Source organism: Pseudomonas moorei (assembly GCF_042846945.1).
Lineage (GTDB): Bacteria > Pseudomonadota > Gammaproteobacteria > Pseudomonadales > Pseudomonadaceae > Aquipseudomonas > Aquipseudomonas moorei.
The window spans coordinates 717,034-736,885 of the sequence record NZ_AP035776.1 but is presented as its reverse complement, the minus strand read 5'-3'; the positions used below and the strand labels follow the sequence as shown (position 1 = coordinate 736,885).

17 protein-coding genes are annotated in these 19,852 nt (G+C 58.3%); 3 read left to right on the top strand and 14 right to left on the bottom strand.

The window, feature by feature from the left end; translation table 11 throughout:
* Positions 1-45: 45 nt before the first annotated feature.
* Positions 46-2,013 (bottom strand): DNA primase, encoded by a 1,968-nt coding sequence (gene dnaG / locus ACGJAX_RS03590; RefSeq protein WP_247258108.1) that lies wholly within the window; start codon positions 2,011-2,013, stop codon positions 46-48.
* Positions 2,014-2,493: 480 nt separating this feature from the next.
* Positions 2,494-2,709: a 30S ribosomal protein S21 gene (rpsU, locus tag ACGJAX_RS03585; RefSeq protein WP_002551877.1), complete on the bottom strand. Its 216-nt coding sequence runs from the start codon at positions 2,707-2,709 to the stop codon at positions 2,494-2,496.
* Positions 2,710-2,908: 199 nt separating this feature from the next.
* On the opposite strand from rpsU, the gene tsaD reads away from it, so the two are divergent.
* On the top strand, positions 2,909-3,934 hold the full coding sequence (tsaD, locus tag ACGJAX_RS03580; RefSeq protein WP_390957422.1) for a tRNA (adenosine(37)-N6)-threonylcarbamoyltransferase complex transferase subunit TsaD: 1,026 nt from the start codon (positions 2,909-2,911) through the stop codon (positions 3,932-3,934).
* A 23-nt stretch (positions 3,935-3,957) separates the two neighbouring features.
* On the opposite strand, the gene plsY is transcribed toward tsaD, so the two are convergent.
* Positions 3,958-4,527: a glycerol-3-phosphate 1-O-acyltransferase PlsY gene (plsY, locus tag ACGJAX_RS03575; RefSeq protein ID WP_090325720.1), complete on the bottom strand. Its 570-nt coding sequence runs from the start codon at positions 4,525-4,527 to the stop codon at positions 3,958-3,960.
* A 74-nt stretch (positions 4,528-4,601) separates the two neighbouring features.
* Between plsY and folB the strand changes: the two genes are divergently transcribed.
* Positions 4,602-4,958 (top strand): dihydroneopterin aldolase, encoded by a 357-nt coding sequence (folB, locus tag ACGJAX_RS03570; protein ID WP_015097071.1) that lies wholly within the window; start codon positions 4,602-4,604, stop codon positions 4,956-4,958.
* Positions 4,949-5,467 (top strand): 2-amino-4-hydroxy-6-hydroxymethyldihydropteridine diphosphokinase, encoded by a 519-nt coding sequence (folK, locus tag ACGJAX_RS03565; protein ID WP_390957420.1) that lies wholly within the window; start codon positions 4,949-4,951, stop codon positions 5,465-5,467. The genes folB and folK overlap by 10 nt, the downstream gene beginning before the upstream one ends.
* 73 nt (positions 5,468-5,540) lie before the next feature.
* On the opposite strand, the gene ACGJAX_RS03560 is transcribed toward folK, so the two are convergent.
* The 11 genes from ACGJAX_RS03560 to ACGJAX_RS03510 all read right to left on the bottom strand — a co-directional run bounded on the left by ACGJAX_RS03560 (position 5,541) and on the right by ACGJAX_RS03510 (position 19,732).
* A complete protein-coding gene (locus ACGJAX_RS03560) occupies positions 5,541-6,770 on the bottom strand; it encodes a multifunctional CCA addition/repair protein (protein ID WP_390957419.1) in 1,230 nt (409 codons plus the stop codon).
* A gap of 63 nt (positions 6,771-6,833) precedes the next feature.
* Positions 6,834-8,396 (bottom strand): SpoVR family protein, encoded by a 1,563-nt coding sequence (locus tag ACGJAX_RS03555; protein ID WP_390957418.1) that lies wholly within the window; start codon positions 8,394-8,396, stop codon positions 6,834-6,836.
* Positions 8,393-9,664 (bottom strand): DUF444 family protein, encoded by a 1,272-nt coding sequence (locus tag ACGJAX_RS03550; protein WP_390957417.1) that lies wholly within the window; start codon positions 9,662-9,664, stop codon positions 8,393-8,395. Before ACGJAX_RS03550 ends, ACGJAX_RS03555 begins: the two co-directional genes overlap by 4 nt.
* Positions 9,665-9,865: 201 nt before the next feature.
* Positions 9,866-11,788: a PrkA family serine protein kinase gene (locus ACGJAX_RS03545; RefSeq protein ID WP_047534149.1), complete on the bottom strand. Its 1,923-nt coding sequence runs from the start codon at positions 11,786-11,788 to the stop codon at positions 9,866-9,868.
* A 296-nt stretch (positions 11,789-12,084) separates the two neighbouring features.
* Entirely contained in the window at positions 12,085-12,414 is a 330-nt protein-coding gene (gene glpE, locus ACGJAX_RS03540) for a thiosulfate sulfurtransferase GlpE (protein ID WP_390957416.1), read from the bottom strand.
* Between the two features lie 33 nt (positions 12,415-12,447).
* Positions 12,448-13,332, bottom strand: a complete 885-nt coding sequence (locus tag ACGJAX_RS03535) for a symmetrical bis(5'-nucleosyl)-tetraphosphatase (RefSeq protein ID WP_390957415.1) — start codon at positions 13,330-13,332, stop codon at positions 12,448-12,450.
* On the bottom strand, positions 13,332-13,712 hold the full coding sequence (gene apaG, locus ACGJAX_RS03530; protein WP_090325715.1) for a Co2+/Mg2+ efflux protein ApaG: 381 nt from the start codon (positions 13,710-13,712) through the stop codon (positions 13,332-13,334). The genes ACGJAX_RS03535 and apaG overlap by 1 nt, the downstream gene beginning before the upstream one ends.
* Before the next feature lie 123 nt (positions 13,713-13,835).
* Positions 13,836-14,654: a 16S rRNA (adenine(1518)-N(6)/adenine(1519)-N(6))-dimethyltransferase RsmA gene (rsmA, locus tag ACGJAX_RS03525; protein WP_090325713.1), complete on the bottom strand. Its 819-nt coding sequence runs from the start codon at positions 14,652-14,654 to the stop codon at positions 13,836-13,838.
* Entirely contained in the window at positions 14,651-15,640 is a 990-nt protein-coding gene (gene pdxA / locus ACGJAX_RS03520) for a 4-hydroxythreonine-4-phosphate dehydrogenase PdxA (RefSeq protein ID WP_247258115.1), read from the bottom strand. Before pdxA ends, rsmA begins: the two co-directional genes overlap by 4 nt.
* Entirely contained in the window at positions 15,637-16,959 is a 1,323-nt protein-coding gene (gene surA, locus ACGJAX_RS03515; protein WP_390957414.1) for a peptidylprolyl isomerase SurA, read from the bottom strand. Before surA ends, pdxA begins: the two co-directional genes overlap by 4 nt.
* Positions 16,934-19,732: an LPS assembly protein LptD gene (locus ACGJAX_RS03510; RefSeq protein ID WP_390957413.1), complete on the bottom strand. Its 2,799-nt coding sequence runs from the start codon at positions 19,730-19,732 to the stop codon at positions 16,934-16,936. The genes surA and ACGJAX_RS03510 overlap by 26 nt, the downstream gene beginning before the upstream one ends.
* Positions 19,733-19,852 lie beyond the last annotated feature (120 nt).

The following is a 19,852-nucleotide window of genomic DNA, read 5'->3' as shown; positions in this document are numbered from 1 at the left end:
TTGGCGGGCAAAAAACAAGCCGAGGATTATACCTGAGCTATGACCTCACGCGCCAGTTGAGGTCGGGTTTGATGCGGAAACATTGCGACTTAATAGGTCGCGCAGTTGGTTTTTCTCTTCTGTGCTCAGTTCACTTTGACGTGCTTTCCTGAGCAGTTGTTCCAGGTTTCGCTCGCGTTGGCGGGCTGACAAGCTAGTAATGGTGTCGAAAAACTGTTGTTCAAGGTTGTCCCCTTCAATCAGCCATTCCTTTTCCGCCAGGGCCTTGAGCAAACGGCCTTGCTCCGTGCCGTGCCAACGTGCAATCAATTGAAATGAGTTTAGCTTGGGATTCTTCTGCACGGCTTCGAGCAACGCCACCAGCAGTTGAGTATTGGTGTGGTCCTCGGCGGCAAAGTGCCCGGCATCCTCGACTTTTTCCGCCAGTTGCGGGTGATGCAGTAGTGTACGCAAGGCGGCAAGGGTCGGTGGTTCGACGGCGGCCGGGACCCGCGGGGCACGTGGTTGATCGCGATCGCCGCCACGCTTGCCGTTCTTGTCCCAGGGTTTTTTGTCCCATTTCTTGCCGCCGGCACCGGGTTTCTTGGGCGTCCATTCCTGTTGCGGCACATACATTTCTTGCGATTGCGGCTGATGATAGTCGCTGTAATCGGGCATCGCGTCGTAATCGATGCCCGGGTCGTAAGCGGGCGGCGCCTCTTGTGGCGCGCTTTGCGCCAGTTGGCTGACCGTTTCGCTGCTCAGGCCGGTGATTTCGGTCAGGCGCTGGCGCATCAGAATGCGCAGGTTGGCTCCCGGAACCTTGTCGATCAACGGCGCTGCGAGGGTGGCCATATGGGCCTTGCCTTCGAGGGAGCGCGGGTCCGATTCTTCTGTCAGCTGTTGAAAGAAATAATCTGCCAGTGGCTGGGCGTGCTGGTTGATTCGCGCGCGAAAGGCGTCAGTGCCTTCGGAGCGTACCAGTGTGTCGGGGTCTTCGCCTTCGGGCAGGAACAGAAAGCGTGCCCGTCGCCCATCCTGCAGGCTTGGCAGGGTGGCTTCCAGTGCACGCCACGCGGCGTTGCGACCGGCCTGGTCGCCGTCGAAGCAGAACAACACGCTGGGCACGACGCGAAACAGTCGCTTGAGGTGTTCTTCGCTGGTGGCGGTACCCAGGGTGGCGACGGCGTTGCGCAGACCTTGTTGGGCTAGGGCGATGACGTCCATGTAGCCTTCGACGACGATGATTTCGTCGAGGTTGCGGTTGTTCTTGCGCGCTTCATACAGGCCATAGAGTTCCTGGCCTTTATGAAATACCGGGGTTTCCGGTGAGTTCAGGTATTTCGGCTTGTCGTCGCCCAGCACCCGACCGCCGAAGGCAATGACGCGCCCGCGACTGTCGCGGATCGGGAACATCACGCGATCACGGAAGCGATCGTAGCGTTTGCCGGTTTCGGCGTTCTCGATCAGCAGGCCGGCATCGATCATGGCTTTTTGCTGCAAGGTGTCGCTGCTCAAGTGCTTGAACAGGTTGTCCCAGCCGGGTGGCGCGAAGCCGAGGCCAAAGTCGCGGGCGATTTCGCCGGTCAGGCCACGACCTTTGAGGTAATCCACTGCAGCTTTGCGCGATGGGTGGCTTTTCAGGGCCTGACGGTAAAAGTCGGCCGCAGCGGTGAGTAGCGGATACAGTGGCGAATCGGTCGGCTGGCGCGGTTTGTGCGCGCGACCGCTTTCTTCCCTTGGGACTTCCATGCCGGCCGCCTTGGCCAGGTCTTCGACGGCCTGGACGAAATCCAGGTTGTCGTGGTCCATGATGAAGCCCAGGGCATTGCCGCCAGCGCCGCAGCCGAAGCAGTAATAGAACTGCTTGTCGGGACTGACGCTGAACGAAGGGGTTTTCTCTTTGTGGAACGGGCAGCAGGCGGTGTAGTTCTTGCCGGCTTTTTTCATTTGCAGGCGAGAGCTGACCACATCGACGATGTCGGTGCGGTTCAGAAGGTCGTCAATGAAGCTCTGGGGAATTAGCCCGGCCATGGCGTTCTCGTCATCTGCGCTGAATGAAGTCCGAAACGAAGGGTAGTCGAACGAAGGTCGTTGTTTGAGGCGCGCAAGAAGGGCGGCTCGACCGGTGTCGTCTGCGTAATCGCTGTCGGGAAGTGTATCTGCCGAAAATCCCCTGACGTTAATGCCAATCAGTATTCGACTTTTTGAAAGTGTTGCGCTGAATCCGGCTGCGGCCAGTCATGGGCCTCGGATAGCTCATCATTTGCACGCGTGAGGTGCCTTGGGCTGATCGTCGTGAGAGGAATCAGTGGGTGTGCTCGTCAGTAGCCTTGAAAGGCTCGTCAGAAAAGACGTGCACCGCTGGCAAAAGAGCCAGGTCTGACGCGGTGAAGCAGATTTGTCTCGGTCGCGTCTGCGGCTTCGACAGTGAAGCATCAAGCGTTTTACGCAAATGCCATTAGCCCGGCAAAGAGCCGGGCTTGGCAGAAGCTTGCTACGAACGTCTGAGTATTAGTACAGACGAACGGCGCGGCGCTGTTCGCGCTGAACTTTCTTGGCGTGACGCTTAACAGCGGCTGCTGCTTTGCGCTTACGCTCAGAAGTTGGCTTCTCGTAAAATTCGCGGCTACGAACTTCAGCCAGTACACCGGCTTTTTCGCAGGAGCGCTTGAAACGACGCAGAGCTACGTCGAAGGGTTCGTTCTCTTTTACTTTGACGGCTGGCATCCAGAGCTACCTTCATTCATTACCGGGGTCAACATCCTCGCGGCAAAAGAGCACTTGAAGACGTCGGTTTTTAAGGGTTGCGGATGTTAACCCCTCATCGCACGGAATGCAAAGCCTCTGATCGAAAACCGCTGGTCGGGGCATCGCGCGACGACTATTATGCGCGCCTTCGAATTCAGCCTAAACAAGGCGCAAACCCATGCTAGTACTGGGATTAGAAACCTCCTGCGACGAAACCGGTGTCGCATTATATGACAGTGAACGCGGTCTGCTGGCCGATGCGCTGTTCAGCCAGATCGACCTGCACCGTGCCTATGGTGGCGTAGTGCCGGAGCTGGCCTCGCGTGACCACGTCAAACGCATGCTGCCCCTGATTCGTCAGGTGTTGGCCGAAGCCGACTGCGTGTCGACCGAGATCGATGCGATCGCTTATACCGCGGGTCCTGGCCTGGTAGGGGCGCTGCTGGTCGGCGCTTCCTGTGCTCAGGCACTGGCCTTCGCCTGGGGCATTCCGGCCCATGGCGTACACCACATGGAAGGCCACTTGCTGGCGCCGATGCTTGAGTCGCAACCGCCGGAGTTTCCGTTCGTCGCTTTGTTGGTATCCGGCGGTCATACGCAGCTGGTTCAGGTCGACGGGATCGGTCAATACACGCTTTTGGGCGAGACTCTGGACGATGCCGCCGGCGAAGCGTTCGACAAGACCGCGAAAATGATGGGCCTCAACTATCCTGGTGGCCCGGAAATCGCTCGTCTGGCTGATCAAGGGGTTGCAGGACGTTTCGTCTTCCCGCGTCCGATGTGTGATCGTCCTGGCCTCGATTTCAGCTTCAGCGGCCTGAAGACCTTTGCCCTGAACACCTGGCAGCAGTGTGTGAGCGCCGGGGACGACGGCGAGCAAGCCCGTTGCGACATCTCGCTGGCGTTCCAGCAGGCCGTGGTGGAGACTTTGACCATCAAGTGCAAGCGTGCCCTGAAGGCGGCGGGCATGAAGCGTCTGGTGATCGCTGGCGGGGTCAGCGCCAACAAGGCGCTGCGCACGTCCCTGGAAAAAATGCTCGGTGACATGAAGGGCGATGTTTTTTATGCCCGCCCACAGTTCTGTACCGACAATGGGGCGATGATCGCTTTTGCCGGCTGCCAGCGCTTGCAGGCCGGTCAGCAGGAAAGTCTGGCGATCAGTGTCCAGGCGCGTTGGCCGATGGAGCAGCTCTCGGCGCTGTGATGATGGGCGCTACCGGGCGGCATTTAAAAATGCCGTTCGCGCCCGGCAAACAGGTCGCGTAGATTGCCGCGATGACGCCAGACGATCATCCCCGTGAGCGCGCTCATGGGCAGCAGCGCCCCGGGTTCTTGCCAGGCCAGCAGCGGCAGGGTCAGCGGCGTAGCGATCAAGGCGGCCAGTGAGCTGGTGCGGGTCAGGTAGAACGTCAGCAGCCAGGCGCAGACCGCCAGTAGCGCCGCAGGCGGGTACAGGCCCAGCAGCATGCCGGCAGCGGTGGCGACACCCTTGCCACCGCGAAAGCGGAAGTACAGCGGGAACAGGTGGCCGATGACGGCGCAGACGCCGATCCAGGCCTGATCATGCAGGGAAAGCCCGGCAAAACCGGCGATCAGCACGGGCAGCAGGCCTTTGCAGAGGTCTCCGAGCAAAGTCAGGACGGCGAGTTTTTTGCCGGCCAGGCGCAACATGTTGGTGGCGCCGGCATTGCCCGAGCCACTCATTCGCGGATCGGGGTTACCGGTCAGGCGGCTGAGCAAAATGGCGAAGGACAGAGAGCCGAGCAGGTAGGCGAGGATCGCCAATAACCAAAACATGCTAACTATTCCGGGCGAGGAAGCCCTGATTCTAACGGCGCATTGCGCCCTTGTCGTGTAGCGGAGAAAAGTGCTTGGACAGAGTGTTTATCGAAGGCCTGGAAGTCGACACCGTAATCGGTGCCTACGACTGGGAGCGAGGCATCCGACAGTGCTTGCGTCTTGATCTGAGTTTCGCCTGGGATAATCGTCCGGCAGCCGCCGGTGACGATCTGACCCTGGCGCTCGATTACGCGAGTGTTTCGTCGCGCATCCAGGCCTTTGCCGAGCAGGCGCAGTACCAATTGGTGGAAACCTTCGCCGAGCGTCTCGTGGAAGTGCTGATGAGCGAATTCAAGATCACCTGGATGCGTCTCAAGCTGACCAAGCCCGGTGCAGTGCCGGCCGCTACCGGCGGTGTGGGTGTGGAGATCGAGCGCGGATGTCGCTGACTCAGGTGTATCTCGGTCTCGGTAGCAATATCGAGCGTGAAGCCCATTTGCAGGCCGGCCTGGAGGCTTTGGCAGGATTTCTGGTGGACATCCGCTGCTCGGCGGTTTTCGAAAGCCAGCCGGTGGGGATCAAGAGCGGGCCGTTTTTCAATTTCGTGGTGTCGGCCTTTACCGATCTGCCTCTTATTGAACTGGATCGCCGGCTGAAATTCATCGAGGCGGACAATGGCCGCTACGCCCCGGATCGCAAAGGTTTGCCGCTGGACATCGATGTATTGCTGTTCGGTGATCTGGTGGGCAACTTCGATGGTTTGGTGTTGCCGCGAGCGGAAATTCTGAAAAATGCCTTCGTGATGTGGCCGTTGTCGTTGATCGCGCCGGATCGAGTTCATCCGGGCGTCGGCAAGAGTTTCGCCACATTGTGGGCGCAATCGCAGATTGATCAAGTGCTGGCGCCCGTGGCCTTTGAGTGGCGTGGCATTCAACTGACACCTTCAGATTTGTTGTGACATTCATGACGCCATCGCGGGCTAGCCCACAGGTACGATGCAATCCCTGTGGGCTAGCCCGCGATGTCGTCAGTCAGAACGACGCGGTCTCTTTATAGGCCTTCAACGCCTTGAGTCGTTCACGCTTGATCGCCTCACCCAGTTCCGGCCCTTTGAACCCCTTCTCCAGCAATGGCTGCACCGCAACACTGCGTGCCGCAGTCGCTGCCCCGCGCAGATAATCCGCTTGTGGATAACTTCGCTGCTCCAGACCCTTGCGTCCGCGCGCGTCCATTTCGCATGCGGCGATAAATTCCTCGAACCGTTGCGGTCGACGGTAAACGTCGAAACTCTGCAGCAACTCCAGTAACGTCGACGGTTTTAGCTCCAGGGCACGATGGCTGTGGGTGTGGTATTCACCCACCAACAGCGCCAGTTCCTGACAATCCTTGGGGGCCTTGAAGCGTTCGTTGACCGCTTTGATCAGTTTCAGTCCCTTGAATTCGTGGGCGATGTGCCGAGGCCATTCTTCTTCCGGCGTCAGGCCTTTGCCCAGATCATGCAGCAGGCAGGCCCAGCGAACGGTGAGCGGTTGCTTGTGGCGTGCGGCTTGTTCCAGCACGCTCAGGGTATGCGCGCCCGTGTCGATTTCCGGATGATGGGCTTGTGGCTGCGGCACGCCGAACAAGGCATCGACTTCTGGCATCAGTTCTTTTAGTGCGCCGCATGCCCGCAGCACTTCAATGAATACTTGTGGCTGATCTTCCATCAGTGCGCGGGAGATTTCTTTCCAGCTGCGTTCCGCGGTCAGTGCTTGCAGCTCACCTGATTCGCTGAGTTGACGCATCAGTTCCAGCGTTTTGGGAGCGACGGTGAAGCCAAGCGCGGCATAACGGGCCGCGAAGCGCGCAACGCGCAGAACCCTCAGGGGATCTTCGGCAAACGCGGGGGACACATGACGAAGCAGGCGTGCTTCGAGATCGCGTTGTCCGTGGTACGGATCGGTCAGGTTCTGTTGATCGTCTTCGGCCATGGCGTTGATGGTCAGGTCACGACGGATCAGATCTTCTTCAAGGGTCACTTCGGGGCTGGCGTGAAAGGTGAAGCCGCCGTAACCGCGTCCGCTTTTGCGTTCGGTGCGGGCGAGGGCGTATTCCTCTCCGCTTTTTGGGTGAAGGAATACCGGAAAGTCCAAGCCGACCGGGCGAAAGCCCTTGGCGAGCATTTCTTCGGTGGTGGCGCCCACCACAACCCAATCGATATCGGTGACAGGTTTGCCCAGCAGGCGATCTCGAACGGCACCGCCGACTTTATAAATACGCATAAAAAACCTCCGTTAGCTCGACAGGATAACCGTTGCGTCGAGCTTTCGGAGGCCGAAACAGGATCAAAGATGTATGACGGCCAAATCCAGTCGGCCGTAATCTCCCTCGCCGTGCTCGCTTCTGGGCGGAACGTGGTGGGTTTTCATCACTTGGTCGCCTTGCAGGGTCTCCAGGTGGATGTCGAAGCCCCAGAGGCGGTGCAAGTGCTTGAGCACTTCCTCTGTGGAGTCTCCCAGCGGTTTGCGATCATGTTGCTGGTGGCGCAGGGTCAACGAGCGGTCACCGCGCCGGTCGATGCTGTAGATCTGTACGTTGGGTTCGCGGTTACCCAGATTGTATTGGGCAGCCAGGGTTTCACGAATGATCCGATAGCCGCCTTCATCGTGGATTGCCGGTACCAGCAGGTCGTCCTTCTGGTCGTCATCGAGAATGCTGAACAGCTTCAGGTCGCGGATCACCTTGGGCGAGAGGTACTGCAGGATGAAACTCTCATCCTTGAAGCTGCTCATGGCGAATTTGATGGCCGCGAGCCAGTCGGTGCCGGCAATTTCCGGGAACCAGCGGTAATCCTCTTCCGTGGGTTCTTCGCACATGCGCCGGATGTCGCGGTACATGGCGAACCCCAGGGTGTAAGGGTTGATCCCGCTGTAGTACGGGCTGTCGAAACCGGGTTGAAAGACCACGCTTGTGTGGGACGTCAGGAACTCCATCATGAAGCCATCGGTGACCAGGCCCTCGTCGTACAGGTCGTTCATCAAGGTGTAGTGCCAGAACGTAGCCCAGCCCTCGTTCATGACCTGGGTCTGACGCTGTGGATAGAAATACTGGGCGATTTTTCGCACGATCCGTACGATTTCCCGCTGCCACGGCTCCAGCAGTGGCGCGTGTTTCTCGATGAAATACAGGATGTTTTCCTGAGGCTCGGCAGGGAAGCGCGCATTGTCCTTGTCGCTGTATTTATCCGCACCTTTGGGAATGGTACGCCACAGATCATTGATCTGTTTCTGCATATGTTCTTCCCGGTCCTTTTGCCGGCGACGCTCTTCTTCGGCGGAGATCGGATAGGGACGTTTGTACCGATCGACTCCGTAGTTCATCAGGGCGTGGCAGGAATCGAGCAGGTCCTCGACCGCGTCGATGCCGTGGCGTTCTTCGCACTGCATGATGTACTGCTTGGCGAACACCAGGTAATCGATGATCGAACTGGCGTCTGTCCAGGTGCGAAACAGGTAATTGCCTTTGAAAAAGCTGTTGTGCCCATAGCAGGCATGCGCAACCACCAGTGCCTGCATGCAGATGGTGTTTTCTTCCATCAGATAGGCGATGCACGGGTCCGAATTGATGACTATCTCGTAGGCGAGACCCATCTGGCCGCGGCTGTAGGATTTTTCAGTGCTAAGGAAGTGTTTGCCGTAGGACCAGTGGTGATAACCCAGGGGCATGCCGACAGAGGCGTAGGCATCCATCATCTGCTCTGCGGTAATCACTTCGATCTGGTTGGGGTAAGTGTCGAGCGCATAGCGGGCCGCAAGACGACTGATTTCTTTGTCGTAGGCCTGGATCAGCTCGAACGTCCATTCCGAGCCGGTGGAAATGGGTTGGCGCTTCTGCTCTTTGGCGGTCATGTCACTAACCTGCGCTGGAAGAGTTCACGGAAGACCGGATAGATATCCCCGGCCGAGACCAGTTGTTGCTGGGCAAAAGTGTCAGAGAACGCTTCGGCGATGCGTTCATACTCGAACCACAAAGCCTGATGTTCGCGTGGAGTGATCTCAACGTAAGTGTAGTACTGGACGAACGGCATGATCTGGTTGATCAGGATGTCGCGGCAGATCGGCGAGTCGTCGTTCCAGTTGTCGCCGTCGGAAGCCTGGGCGGCGTAGATGTTCCACTCATTGCTCGGATAGCGCTCGGCCATGATTTCCTGCATCAGCTTCAGGGCGCTGGACACGATGGTCCCGCCGGTTTCGCGGGAGTAGAAAAACTCTTCCTCGTCCACTTCGCGGGCGCTGGTGTGGTGGCGGATGAACACGACGTCGATCTTGTCGTAATTACGTTTGAGGAACAGGTAGAGCAGGATAAAGAAGCGCTTGGCGATGTCCTTGGTCGCCTGAGTCATGGAGCCAGACACGTCCATCAGGCAAAACATCACGGCCTTTGAACTTGGATTGGGCTGCTTGATCAGCAGGTTGTACTTGAGGTCGAACGTGTCGAGAAACGGAACGCGATGGATACGTGCGCTGAGTTTTTCAATTTCGGCTTCGACTTTCTGAATATCGCCGAAATTGTCCGGTTCTTCTTGCTTCAGTCGCAGAAGTTCCTCTTTCGCTTCACGCAGTTTGGCCCGGCTGCTGCCGGACAGCGCAATTCGCCGTGCATGGGCTGAACGAAGGGTGCGAATGATGTTGATCCGCGAGGGGTTACCTTCGTTACTGATGCCTGCGCGAACGGTTTTGAACGTGTCGGTGCCGGTCAGGTTGCGCTTGACCAGGTTCGGCAGCTCAAGATCCTCGAACATGAATTCGAGGAATTCCTCCTGGGTGATCTGGAAGACAAATTCATCCATCCCTTCGCCGGAGTTGCCGGCCTTGCCTGGCCCTCTGCCGCCGCCACCTCCCGGTGGGCGCGCAATGTGTTCGCCGCTGGTGAATTCCTTGTTACCCGGGTGCACGACTGTCTGCTTGCCACCGCGACCATGGTGAAGCACTGGCTCGTCAATGTCGCGGCCAGGGATGCTGATTTGCTCGCCGTGCTCCATATCGGTAATGGAGCGCCGGCTGACCGCCTCTTCGACAGCCTTCTTGATGTGATCACGGTAACGCCGCAGAAACCGCTGACGATTCACCGTGCTTTTGTTCTTGCCATTGAGACGTCGGTCGATCACATAGCTCATGACTGCTCCTTAGAAGCTGTCCTCAAAGGGGCAAGCAATCAAGCAGCACACCGAGTGCCAAGGGATGTACACGCTCCCCCAAGCGCTGTGGATACTGCCTGAACCTCGCTACTGCCTTTCGAACACCTTCCAGAGGCCTGTGTAACAGAAAATGCGTAAACAGGCCTCGGGCTGACGACAACCGGTCTGACCGGCAGCGGGTTATTGTGATTTTCTGACCCGCAGGTACCACTCGGACAGCAGTCGTACCTGTTTGTCGGTGTAGCCCCGCTCGACCATCCGTGTGACGAAGTCGTTGTGTTTCTGCTGGTCCTCTTTGCTGGCCTTGGCATTGAAGCTGATGACCGGCAGCAGGTCCTCGGTGTTGGAGAACATTTTCTTCTCGATGACCACCCGCAGTTTTTCGTAGCTGAGCCAGGTTGGGTTCTTGCCGTTGTTATTGGCCCGGGCACGCAGTACGAAGTTGACGATTTCGTTGCGGAAATCCTTCGGATTGCTGATACCGGCCGGTTTTTCGATTTTTTCCAGTTCCTCGTTGAGTGCCACGCGGTTGAGGATTTCGCCGGTTTCCGGATCGCGGTATTCCTGATCCTGAATCCAGAAATCGGCGTACAGCACGTAGCGGTCGAAAATGTTCTGGCCGTACTCGCTGTAAGACTCGAGGTAAGCGGTCTGGATCTCCTTGCCGATGAATTCGATGTAGCGCGGCGCCAGGTACTCCTTGAGGAAACGCAGGTAGCGTTCGCGGGTTTCCGCCTGGAATTGTTCCTGTTCGATCTGTTGTTCAAGCACGTAGAGCAAGTGCACCGGGTTGGCGGCGATTTCGTGCGGGTCGAAGTTGAAGACTTTCGACAGGATCTTGAACGCGAAACGGGTAGACAGGCCGTTCATGCCTTCATCGACGCCAGCATTGTCGCGGTATTCCTGGATCGACTTGGCCTTCGGATCGGTGTCCTTGAGGTTTTCGCCGTCGTACACGCGCATTTTGGAGTAGATGTTGGAGTTTTCCGGCTCCTTGAGGCGAGAAAGCACAGTGAACTGGGCGAGCATCTTCAGGGTGTCGGGCGCGCAATGGGCCTTGGCCAGCGAGCTGTTGAACAGCAGTTTGTCGTAGATCTTCACTTCGTCGCTGACCCGCAGGCAGTACGGCACTTTGACGATGTAGATCCGGTCGATGAACGCTTCGTTGTTCTTGTTGTTACGGAAGGTGTGCCATTCCGATTCGTTGGAGTGGGCCAGCAGAATCCCGGTGAACGGAATCGCGCCAAGACCTTCGGTACTGTTGTAGTTGCCTTCCTGGGTTGCCGTCAGCAATGGGTGCAGCACCTTGATCGGTGCCTTGAACATTTCGACGAACTCCATCAGGCCCTGGTTGGCCCGGCACAGTGCGCCCGAGTAGCTGTAGGCGTCGGCGTCGTTTTGCGGGAATTCTTCCAGTTTGCGGATATCGACCTTACCCACCAGTGCCGAGATGTCCTGGTTGTTTTCATCTCCCGGTTCGGTTTTGGCCACGGCGATCTGGTTGAGGATCGACGGGTAGAGTTTCACCACGCGGAACTGGCTGATATCGCCGCCGAATTCGGCCAGGCGTTTGGTGGCCCATGGCGACATGATGGTATTGAGATAGCGCCGTGGAATGCCGAAGTCTTCCTCGAGGATCGCGCCATCTTCAGTGGCGTTGAACAGACCCAGAGGCGATTCGAAAACCGGCGAGCCCTTGATGGCGTAGAAGGGCACTTTTTCGATCAGTTGTTTCAGCTTCTCGGCCAGGGACGATTTACCGCCGCCTACAGGGCCGAGCAGATAGAGGATTTGTTTCTTCTCTTCCAGGCCCTGAGCGGCGTGGCGGAAATACGACACGATCTGGTCGATGCATTCTTCCATCCCGTGGAAGTCTTCAAAGGCCGGATAGCGACGGATGACCTTGTTGGAGAAGATTCGCGACAACCTCGAATTGGTCGAAGTGTCGAGCAGCTCCGGTTCACCGATGGCCAACAGCAGACGCTCGGCGGCGGAAGCGTAGGCGCTGCGGTCCTTTTTGCACAGCTCAAGATACTCTTGCAGCGTGAGTTCTTCCTGGCGTGTGGACTCGAAGCGTTGTTGGAAGTGGCTAAAGATACTCATGACGTCACCTCGCTCGATACGTGGAGCCGACGCCGGATCACTCAGTCGATGCTGGCAGCAACCGAACAGGCAGTTGCTGTTTACCCCCCAGAAATCTCTCGAAGCTGACGACTCCGAAAGCTACTCCCGATGACCCGTGCGCCGGTGTACCGGCTCTCCCCTGTTTTGGATGGCCTGCGCTTAAGGATAGTTGGGAATTCGGGAGGTAAAGGCGAGATGCGTAATTATGTGTGGCAGACCGTTCGTCTGCCACCGCGCTAGCCCGCGGGGGCCGGGGCTTGCGTGTTACAAAAAAATTATTCGGAGGTGCCTTGCGCCGTTTCCGAAGGATACGTCGTACGCCACAGCTCAAAACCGCCATCCATGCTGTAGACGTCAGAAAAGCCCTGGCTGACCAGGTAGGCGGCAGCGCTTTGGCTGGAGTTGCCGTGGTAGCAGACCACCACGGTCGGTGCGTCGAGGTCGGCGGCGCGGATGAAATCCGAGATCGAATGGTTGTCCAGATGCTTCGAGCCACTGATGTGCAGTGCGGCGTAGGTACCGGGATCACGGATATCGACCACCACTGCGCCTTTTTCGCGCAGTGCTTGGGCCTGTTCCGGGGGGATGCGTTTGAATTCGCTCATGTCGGGCTCCTTTGGCTCGGCTGAATGGGCAGTCTAGCGCGGGGCGCTGGCTGGCGATGTTTCAGGAATGGTTAAGGCGACTGGCGGCACGGCGGCATGGCCATGTTCATCGCACTTGCAGGACAGGCGTTCGCCCGTATCGACATTCATCAGGGTCAGGGCGCCGCCCCAAACGCAGCCGGTGTCGAGGGCGGATATGCCTGGCTCCTGTACCTTGCCTTCCAGTGCCGCCCAGTGGCCAAAGATGATCTTCAGGTCCTTGGTCTTGCGTTCTTTGTGCTGGAACCAGGGTTTATAACCGGGCGGCGCTGATTCGAGCCCTTCCTTGCTCTTGAGGTCGAGTTTGCCGTCGGCGGTGCAGAAGCGCATGCGAGTGAAATAGTTGGTGATCACCCTCAGGCGAGTCACGCCTTTGAGGTCGCTGTCCCATTTCGCCGGATCGTTGCCGTACATGCCATCGAGATAGGGTGGGAACAGGTTGTCGTCGCGCAGGGCGGCCTCGACTTCGGCGGCGTATTTCAAGGCTTTGCGTAGCGACCATTGGGGCGGTATGCCTGCATGCACCAGCGCCACGTTGCGTTGCTCGTCGTAGTGCATGAGTTTTTGTTGGCGCAGCCAGTCCAGCAAATCGGTGCTATCGGGCGCTTCAATGATCTCGCGCAGGGTGTCAGCTTTTTTCAGGCGTTCGATGTTCTGACCGGCGGCCAGTAAGTGCAGGTCATGGTTGCCGAGCACGCACACCAGCGATTCGCGGATGCTATAGAGGAAGCGCAGGGTCTCCAGTGACTGCGGGCCACGATTGACCAGGTCGCCTACCAGCCACAGGCGATCCTTAGCTGGATCGAAGGCGACTTTTTTGAGCAGGCACTGCAACGCTTCAAGGCAACCTTGCAGGTCTCCGATAGCGTAAGTCGCCATCAGTGCAAGGCCCCGGGTACCGCAAGGCGAAACGGGGCGATGATGGCGTCGAAGTGCGTACCGTCATCGGCAATCATCTGATAGCTGCCCTGCATGGTTCCGACTTTGGTGGTCATGACGGTTCCGCTGCTGTAGGTGTGGCTTTGGCCCGCCGCGATCAACGGTTGCTGGCCGACCACGCCCGCACCGCGAACCTCTTCGACATGCCCGTCGCCGTCGGTGATCACCCAGTGGCGTGACAACAGTTTGGCGGGTAACTCGCCATTGTTTTGCACGGTAATGGTGTAGGCGAAGGCAAAGCGGTCTTGTTCAGGTTGCGATTGTTCTGCCAGATAGCGGGTGACGACGCTGACGTCGACCTGATAACGAGGATCGGACATGCAAGAGGCCTTAAAAACGAAGCGGAACGCGGGGCTTAGCTGATGGAGATCAGTCTAGGCCAAGTATCGGATAGTAAACCAGACATGGGTGCTGGTGTCCTATCCGATAACGCGTCGGGTCTGTCAGATACCGGCAGGCTTCTGTAGGACTTGTTCGCTGAGCTTGTCGGCCAGACGCACAAAGGCGGCCAGATCGAGCTGCTCGGGACGCAGGCTGCCATCGACGCCAGCGGCTTCGATTTCGGCATTGCTCAGCAGCAGCTTGAGGGTGTTGCGCAAGGTTTTGCGGCGCTGGTTGAAGGCTTCGCGTACGACGCGTTCAAGCAGCCGGTGGTCTTTGGCGGGGTGCGGCAGTACCGCGTGGGGCACCAGTCGCACGATAGCCGAATCGACTTTCGGCGGTGGATTGAACGCGCCAGGGCCAACGTTGAACAGATGCTCAACCCGACAGTGATACTGGACCATGATCGACAATCGACCCCAATCACCACCACCCGGGCCCGCTGCCAGACGCTCGACCACTTCTTTTTGCAGCATGAAGTGCATGTCGCGAATCAGATGGGAGTTGTGCAGCAGGTGGAAAATCAGCGGGGTAGAGATGTTGTACGGCAGGTTGCCAACCACACGCAGGCTGCCGGGGGCAGCGTTCAGGCTGTTGAAGTCGAACTTCAGCGCGTCGCCCTGGTGCAGGTTGAAGTTGCTCTTTCCGGCGAACTGCTGGTTAAGGATCGGGATCAGATCCTTGTCCAGTTCCACCACGTCAAGTTGCGCGCCGCTGTTGAGCAGGCCTTCGGTCAATGCGCCCTGGCCTGGGCCGATTTCCAGCATGCGGTCATCGGGTTTGGCGTGGATGGAGCGCAGGATGCGGTCGATGACGCCGGCATCGTGCAGAAAGTTCTGGCCGAAGCGCTTGCGCGCCCGGTGTTGGTATTGCTCGGTCATAAACGGGTCTCGGCCATCTGATAGGCGGTTTCCAGGGCGACTTGCAGGCTGCCGGTATCGATTTTGCCGCTGCCGGCCAGATCAAGCGCAGTGCCGTGATCGACCGAAGTGCGGATGATCGGCAATCCGAGGGTCACGTTGACTGCTGCGCCAAAGCCTTTGTATTTCAGCACAGGCAGGCCCTGGTCGTGGTACATCGCCAGCACTGCGTCGCAGTGCTCCAGATATTTGGGGGTAAACAGAGTGTCGGCGGGCAGGGGGCCGCGCAGGTCCATGCCTTCGCCGCGCAGGCGCTCTAATGTGGGTTCGATAATGTCGATTTCTTCATGGCCCAGGTGTCCACCTTCGCCGGCGTGGGGGTTTAGCCCGCACACCAGGATCCGTGGCTGGGCAATGCCGAATTTTTGTTGCAGGTCGGCATGCAGGATGCGGGTGACCCGCTCCAGCCGCTCTGGCGTGATCGCATCGGCAATTTCGCGAAGGGGCAAGTGTGTGGTGACCAGGGCCACGCGCAGTCCTCGAGTGGCGAGCATCATGACCACTTGCGCGGTATGGGTCAGATCGGCGAGAAATTCGGTGTGCCCGGAAAAGGCAATCCCGGATTCGTTGATCACGCCCTTGTGCACGGGGGCAGTGATCATCCCGGCAAAGTGCCCGTCCAGGCAGCCTTGACCGGCTCGGGTCAGGGTTTCCAGGACGAATGCAGCGTTGGCCTTGTCCAGTTGCCCGGCGACGACCTTGGCATTGAGCGGTGTATCCCAGACGTACAGGCTGTTGGCGGGGGCAGGGGCATCCGGCCAATTGTCCGGAGTGACCGGCAGCAAGTCGACAACCACACCCAGCTGCGCGGCCCGCTCAAGGAGCAGGTCACGGCTGGTGATGGCAATCAGGGGGTGCGGCTGGGCTTGCGAGGCAAGCAGCAGGCACAGGTCGGGACCTATGCCGGCCGGCTCGCCGGGTGTCAGCGCGAAACGTTTGGGCTTCACTGCGCGGCCTGGGTCGCGCCAGGGAGTTTGATTTCGACATACGCTTCGTCACGGATCTGACGCAGCCAGGTTTGCAGCTCTTCATCGTATTTGCGATTACGCAATACTGTCATCGCCTGCTGCTCGCGAGCCTGGGCGGTGTTGTCGGTGGCGCGGCGGCCAAGGACTTCCAGGACATGCCAGCCATATTGAGTCTTGAATGGCTTGGACAATTGACCTTGTGGGGTCTTGGCCATGACTTCGCGGAATTCCGGAACCAACACGTTCGGATCGATCCAGTTCAGGTCTCCGCCATTGAGGGCGGAACCCGGGTCTTCCGAGTAGCTTTTTGCCAGCTCGCCGAAGTCTTCGCCCGCTTCAATGCGGGTATAGAGCGACTGAGCCAGGGCCTTGGTTTTTTCTTCGTCGCGAATCGGGCTTGGTTTGACCAGGATGTGACGCACATGCACTTCGTCACGCACCTGTGTCTCGCCGCCACGCTTGTCGGTGACTTTCAGGATGATGAAGCCGCCCGGTGTGCGCATTGGCTGGGTCACATCGCCAACTGCCATGGTGCTCAGCAGGCGATCGAATGGCGGTGGCAGTTGAGCGGCTTTACGCCAGCCCATGTCGCCACCTTCCAGTGCGGTTTCGCTGGCGGATTTGGCTATGGCCAATTGACCGAAGTCAGCGCCTTGCTTGAGTTGCTGGTAAACCGCATCAGCCTGTTTGGCAGCATTCTGAATCGCCTCGGAGTTGGCGCTTTCCGGCGTAGGAATCAGGATGTTGGCCAGTCGGAACTCTTCGGATAGCTGCATTTTGCCGAGGTCCGAAGCCAGGAAGTTCTTCACTTCCTGCTCGGAGACCTGGATGCGCTCAGCCACACGGCGCTGACGCACACGGCTGATGACCATCTCGCGACGAATCTGGTCGCGGGCGTCGTCAAAAGACAGGCCGTCGCGAGTCAGCGCGGCGCGGAATTGATCGACCGACATGTTGTTGCGTTGGGCAATGGTGCCGACAGCCTGGTTGAGTTCTTCCTCGGTGATACGGATACCGGAACGTTCGCCAATCTGCAGCTGCAGGTTTTCGACGATCAGGCGCTCAAGCACCTGTTGCTCCAGCACGCTGGCCGGTGGCACGGCAGAGCCGCGCTTGGCGATGGTTTGCTGGACTTCATGAACACGTTGGTCCAGTTGGCTCTGCATGACCACGTCGTTGTCGACGATAGCCACCACCTTATCGATGGACTGTACCGCAGCGTTGGCCGCGGTACCCAGGAACAGCGCGCCCAGCAGCAGCGGGCGCAGACAATCAGAAAGCTTGGTTTTCACGTTCACGATAACCTTGGATGCCTTTGTCGAGGAAACTCTCTGCTTTGGCGCCGGTGAGGTCGCCGAGTCCCTTCAGAACGATTTGTAGGAATACGCCGTGGTCGCCTTTTTCGTTTTGCGGTGCTTCCTGACTGAATTCGTCGTAGGAAACCCAGTAACGGTTGATCAGGCGCAGTTTCCAGCAGCAGTTGTCGTACTCGAAACCGCCGAAGGCTTCCAGGGTACGGTTGCGGTTGTAGTCGTATTGCCAGCGGCTGATGGCGTTCCATTGCGGCACGACCGGCCAGATCACCGAGAAGTCGTGCTGTTCGATTTTGTAGTAATCCTTCACATAGCCAGGTGTGCCAGGGGTGCCGTAGTCACCACCGCCCACCGACCACTTGCCGGTTGTCTGGTCGTAACGGACCTGGTCATTGCGATAGCGATAGCCGGCGTTGATGACCTTGTTCGGGTTGTCTTCAGGCTGGTAGTGGAACATCGCGCTGCCCGAGCGAGGGCTGCGGCTGTCCGGGTCCCAGTTGTAATCGGCGGTAGTGCGCCAGTCGCGGTTCCAGCGATATTCGTATTCCAGTGCATAAGGCGAAACGTTCGAATGCGCATCCTGACGGGTTTTCGGGTCAATGCCTGGCAACTGGACTTCACGGTCCTTGAAGTACAAGGCCTGGCCGACGCTGATGCGTTGACGTTCAAAACCGCTGTCTTCGATCCAGCGGTTTGTCACGCCCAGGGACAGCTTGTTCTCGTCACCGACACGATCGGAACCGGAGAAGCGGTTGTCACGGAACAACGACGCATAGTTGAAGGTGTATTCGCCGGTGTCGAATACCGGAATGTCTTGTTGATCCTTCTCTGGGACATAGAGGTAGTAGAGGCGTGGTTCAAGGGTCTGGCGATAGTTCTTGCCGAACCATTGGGTGTTGCGATCGAAATACAGGCCGCTGTCGATGCTGGCGATCGGCACGCCACGATTCTGGGTGCTGCCGAAGGTGCCGTTCAGCTGATCCTGTTCTGCGGACTGCGCGGCAATCTGGCTTTTGCCGATGCTGTCGAGATCCAGTTGATACTGGGTGTACTGGTATTTAAGAGTCGGCTTGAGGAAGCCGTAGGTCCAGTTCAGCGGCAGGCTGACGGCCGGTGCAAGATTGAGGCGATCGCCGTTAGCGCGTGCCAGACCTTGAACGTTGGTATCCAGTCGCGGCGACACGTTGCCGTCCACATCGGTGAACGTGCCATTTTTCAGGTCACGATCAAAGCGCACGACTTCAGTGTTGTAAGTGAAATCCAGGCCGTTCGGATGATAAGGCAGCGCACCATCGAAGGTGATTTGCGGCAGTCGGTCATACGGGGTGATGTTCGAAACGGTTGCAAGCTGGTAAGCCTGGGCGTTCACGCGCGCGGTGTAGCTTTCGCCCCGATAGGTGACGGAACCTTGTTGGTTCACGTAATCAGCACTTTTCACACCAATCTGGTCGGTCTGCAGGTCCTGGAAGTAATAAGGATCGCTGATCTTGGTGTAATCGACTTGCGTGAAGACTCGCGAATCCAGACCACCCTTGTGCTGCCAGTTATACATGTAGCGGTCTTTTGTGTAATCGGTCTGCTTGCTGCGTTCGGTGTCGTCGTCATTGAGGTACGCGGCACCGAACTGACCTTCGCTGGACTTGGTCAGGTAGCGGAACTCGCCTTCCATCAACAAGCCATGCTTTTCCATGTAGCGCGGGTACAACGTGGCATCGTAGTTCGGTGCCAGGTTGAAGTAGTACGGTGTCACCAGCATGAAGCCGGTATCGCTGCCGGTGCCGATGGTCGGCGGCAGGAAGCCGGACTGGCGACGGTCGTCGATCGGGAAGTAGATGTATGGCGTGTACAGGATCGGAATGTCCTTGACTCGCAATGTCACGTTGGTCGCAGTACCGAAACCGGTGGCCGGGTTCAAGGTGATGTTGTTGCCCTTGAGTTGCCAGGCGTTGCTGTTCGGTTCACACGTGGTGTACGTACCATCCTTGAGGCGGATGATCGCGTTTTCGGCACGTTTGGCGTATAGCGCGTTACCGCGGATACGGGACTTGTGCATCACGTATTCGGCGTTATCGACCTTGGCCTCGCCTGTGTCGAGCTGAACATCGGCATGGTCGCCCACGATCAGCGCGCCATTGTCGCGAATGCGCACATTGCCGTTCAGTTCGCCACGGCTCTCGGCCTGGTACAGGCTGGCTTCGTCGGCTTCGACCTGCATGCTGCCCTGGCGCATGACCACGTCGCCGGCCAGGGTGGCAATTTGCTCATCCTGCTTGTAGCGAGAGGCTTTCGCGCCGATAAAGGTTGGTGCGTCACTTTTATTCGTCTTGTCATTCATGCCAGGACGAATCGGTTCGATATAGGAACCAGAGCAGTAAGGACCGGTTTCGGCCAATTGTGCTGCTGTGAGCTGATCGCGTGGAACCCAGTCGAGGTGGCTGTAGTCTTCGCTACGCGACTTCAGACCGCGACCCTCGGACTCGGTGACGAGCGCGGGTTTGGCACCGGTCTCTGCGCTGGTACCTTCCTGTGCAGGGGCCTCGCCAGTGGCGCTGACGGCACTGCCTTCATGCACTGGACGTGGTGGCAAAGCTGCCGCTGGAGATTTTGGCGCACAGGCCCAGGCACCCGAAGCAGAGACTGAGCAGTCATACTGTTCCGCGGCGACCACGTAGGAAGTGGCTAGAGGTTGCAAGGCCAGCATGCTGCCGGTTACCAACAACGGAAATTTTTTACGAAACGCGGGGGATTTCAATGCCATCTTATTAGTCCGGGCTTCCTGCGTGCCATCTGCCCGCGGTGTGGGCCGCACGCCTCTCGATGGTCTGAAAAAGATGCTGGATAATAAAGCATGACCCGCTTGACGGCTAGCGCCGTCGGA

Coding starts and splice junctions, on each gene's coding strand:
- dnaG (WP_247258108.1), bottom strand. CDS start 2,013: ATGGCCGGGCTAATTCCCCAGAGCTTCATTGACGACCTTCTGAACCGC.
- rpsU (WP_002551877.1), bottom strand. CDS start 2,709: ATGCCAGCCGTCAAAGTAAAAGAGAACGAACCCTTCGACGTAGCTCTG.
- tsaD (WP_390957422.1), top strand. CDS start 2,909: ATGCTAGTACTGGGATTAGAAACCTCCTGCGACGAAACCGGTGTCGCA.
- plsY (WP_090325720.1), bottom strand. CDS start 4,527: ATGTTTTGGTTATTGGCGATCCTCGCCTACCTGCTCGGCTCTCTGTCC.
- folK (WP_390957420.1), top strand. CDS start 4,949: ATGTCGCTGACTCAGGTGTATCTCGGTCTCGGTAGCAATATCGAGCGT.
- ACGJAX_RS03560 (WP_390957419.1), bottom strand. CDS start 6,770: ATGCGTATTTATAAAGTCGGCGGTGCCGTTCGAGATCGCCTGCTGGGC.
- ACGJAX_RS03555 (WP_390957418.1), bottom strand. CDS start 8,396: ATGACCGCCAAAGAGCAGAAGCGCCAACCCATTTCCACCGGCTCGGAA.
- ACGJAX_RS03550 (WP_390957417.1), bottom strand. CDS start 9,664: ATGAGCTATGTGATCGACCGACGTCTCAATGGCAAGAACAAAAGCACG.
- ACGJAX_RS03545 (WP_047534149.1), bottom strand. CDS start 11,788: ATGAGTATCTTTAGCCACTTCCAACAACGCTTCGAGTCCACACGCCAG.
- glpE (WP_390957416.1), bottom strand. CDS start 12,414: ATGAGCGAATTCAAACGCATCCCCCCGGAACAGGCCCAAGCACTGCGC.
- ACGJAX_RS03535 (WP_390957415.1), bottom strand. CDS start 13,332: ATGGCGACTTACGCTATCGGAGACCTGCAAGGTTGCCTTGAAGCGTTG.
- apaG (WP_090325715.1), bottom strand. CDS start 13,712: ATGTCCGATCCTCGTTATCAGGTCGACGTCAGCGTCGTCACCCGCTAT.
- rsmA (WP_090325713.1), bottom strand. CDS start 14,654: ATGACCGAGCAATACCAACACCGGGCGCGCAAGCGCTTCGGCCAGAAC.
- ACGJAX_RS03510 (WP_390957413.1), bottom strand. CDS start 19,732: ATGGCATTGAAATCCCCCGCGTTTCGTAAAAAATTTCCGTTGTTGGTA.